General features: G+C 32.0%; 1 protein-coding gene. It reads right to left on the bottom strand.

Going from position 1 to position 2,222, the window contains the following annotated elements:
- Positions 1–2,036, bottom strand: a 2,036-nt coding sequence (locus U9R42_11035) for a YCF48-related protein (protein ID MEA3496560.1), incomplete at its 3' end; no start/stop codon positions are given.
- Between the last annotated feature and the right edge of the window lie 186 nt (positions 2,037–2,222).

Genomic DNA, 2,222 nt, shown 5'->3' with positions numbered 1-2,222 from the left:
TATCTAATAAATATCTTAAATCTGTAAAATTCACTACCGCTCAATCTTAGCAAATAAATGCCAGGTTTATAACTTGATACATTAATTGATTTAGCGGATGAATTGTGAATTTTGGAATGATGTACTTTTTGCCCATGAACATTAAATAATTCTATACTGTAATTATTTTCGAAAAATGTGGAATTATAAATTTTTATTGCTTTTGTATTTGGATCAAAAAATACTGATATGTCATCATTGTTTTTATTTATTTCGATATTTGATAATCCTCCATGTTGCGTTAAGTTAATGTGTCTGTCATCAACTCCATTGCCTGATAAAGTTATTGTTGCAGAGCGTGAATTATCATTTGTATTTTCCGAAACTGTTACTGTAATTTTTTTATTTGCTAAGTCTTTTATTGTAAATGCCCACGATTCTCCGGAAGAAACATCCCATGAGTTGAGATTTGTAAATACATTGAACTCAACAATTTGTGATTTTTTTGTTATTTTTAAATCATTTGGATAAACATCAAGATTATCTATACCAGGTAAATTGTAATCCTTTAAATTTGACAAGGAATGCGAGAAAGGTCCACTAACCGGATTTCCTCTTCTGTTAGCATAAGAATAGCAAGGATAGGGTTTGAAGCAAGTAACTCTGTAATAAAAAGTTGATAAAACATTATTATCAGAATACATGGCTGCACCCGCTCCTGAAACTGAATCCAATACGTACATATTATTAGGATTTGACCCTCTGTAAATATAGTACCACTCGGGAACATAATCTCCACTTTCATCTGTGTATTTATTCCAAAATAGATTGACAGTAGATGCTGGCACTCCTTGATTGGCTTGTAAAAACATAGGCTCATGATAAGGACTAAGTGATGATTCGTTTCCATAAGAATCAACAGCACTTATTTTATACCTTTCGGTTTTATTATTTGGTTTGGAATTTAAATCAACAAATTCACTTAACTGCAAGTAAGATACTGTACCAATGTTTACATAATTAGTTCCTGATAATTTGTAAATATTATAATAATCTGTTGCTTGCTCGGGAATTTGTTCCCAAATCAATTTATATTTATATGTTAATGTATCAACGCCAACCAAACAAATTGTTTCTGAGTTGTTTAGGTTTAATATTTTTCCATTATTTGCACAAATCCAACCCGGATTATTTTTGTAAAAGAAAACATCTCTTAAATTAGTGCTAGGCAAATCGGATAACATGCTTTGCCAATTAGAACCACCGTCATTTGAATATAAAATTATTCCGTTTAGTCCAATAGCATAAGCTGTATTTGTATCAACAAAATGAACACTCAAAAGTGCATCTGTTGTTCCTGAATTTATTTTTGTCCAAGAGTTACCGGCATTTACTGTTTTTAGTATTGTTCCACCTATTCCAACTGCAATACCATGATTTTGGTCTGCAAAGGAAACTCCCAATAGATTAAATGCTGTTCCTGAACTTTGTGTTGACCAATTATTACCGCCATTAGTTGTTGCAATTATTTTCCCGTTATCGGCAACTATCCAACCGTAGGAATTGATAAAATCAACACTGTTGCCGGAAGGAGCAATGGCAGATGTTTGTGTTGTCCATGTGGTACCAGCATTTGTTGTGTGTAAAATTGTTCCGTTTATACCAACAGCCCAACCTGTGTTACTGTCAGTAAAAACAACAGAGTTAAGATTGTTTGTTGTTCCTGAACTTTGTTGTGACCAATTATCTCCGCCATCCAAAGTATATAATATTTTTCCCTGATTAGCTACTATCCAACCTTTTTGATTATCAGTAAAACAAAGTCCGTTTAGTGGAATATTCAAACCGGAACTTTGTGCATTCCAATTGTTACCACTATTGACTGTGTGGATAATTGTTCCGTTTTCACCAACAGCCCAGCCATTAATTCTGCTTGAAAAATAAATTGAATATAAATGATTAGTTGTGCCTGATGTTTGTTCATTCCATTTTGGTTGGGCGAACAACGAAACTGGTAATAAAGCTAATAAAATAATGATACTTAAAAAAATTTTCATTTGATTTGATTTAAAGTTTTAAAAAAATTCAGAGCCTTTGGGAGTTATCATATATTTTTGTTTAGGACTATTTGTCTTGCCTGCTTACCATTTTAATAAATTGAGTGTATAATGACTCCTGCCGTAACTTCTGCTGTTTTATGTCTCCTGATTTTATATACATTTTTTCAAAAATTTCTCTTAATT

The sequence above is a fragment of the Bacteroidota bacterium genome (assembly GCA_034723125.1).
In the GTDB taxonomy this organism is placed as follows: domain Bacteria; phylum Bacteroidota; class Bacteroidia; order CAILMK01; family JAAYUY01; genus JAYEOP01.
Note: the sequence above shows the minus strand (reverse complement) of the source record. Positions and strands in the feature narration are given on the sequence as shown.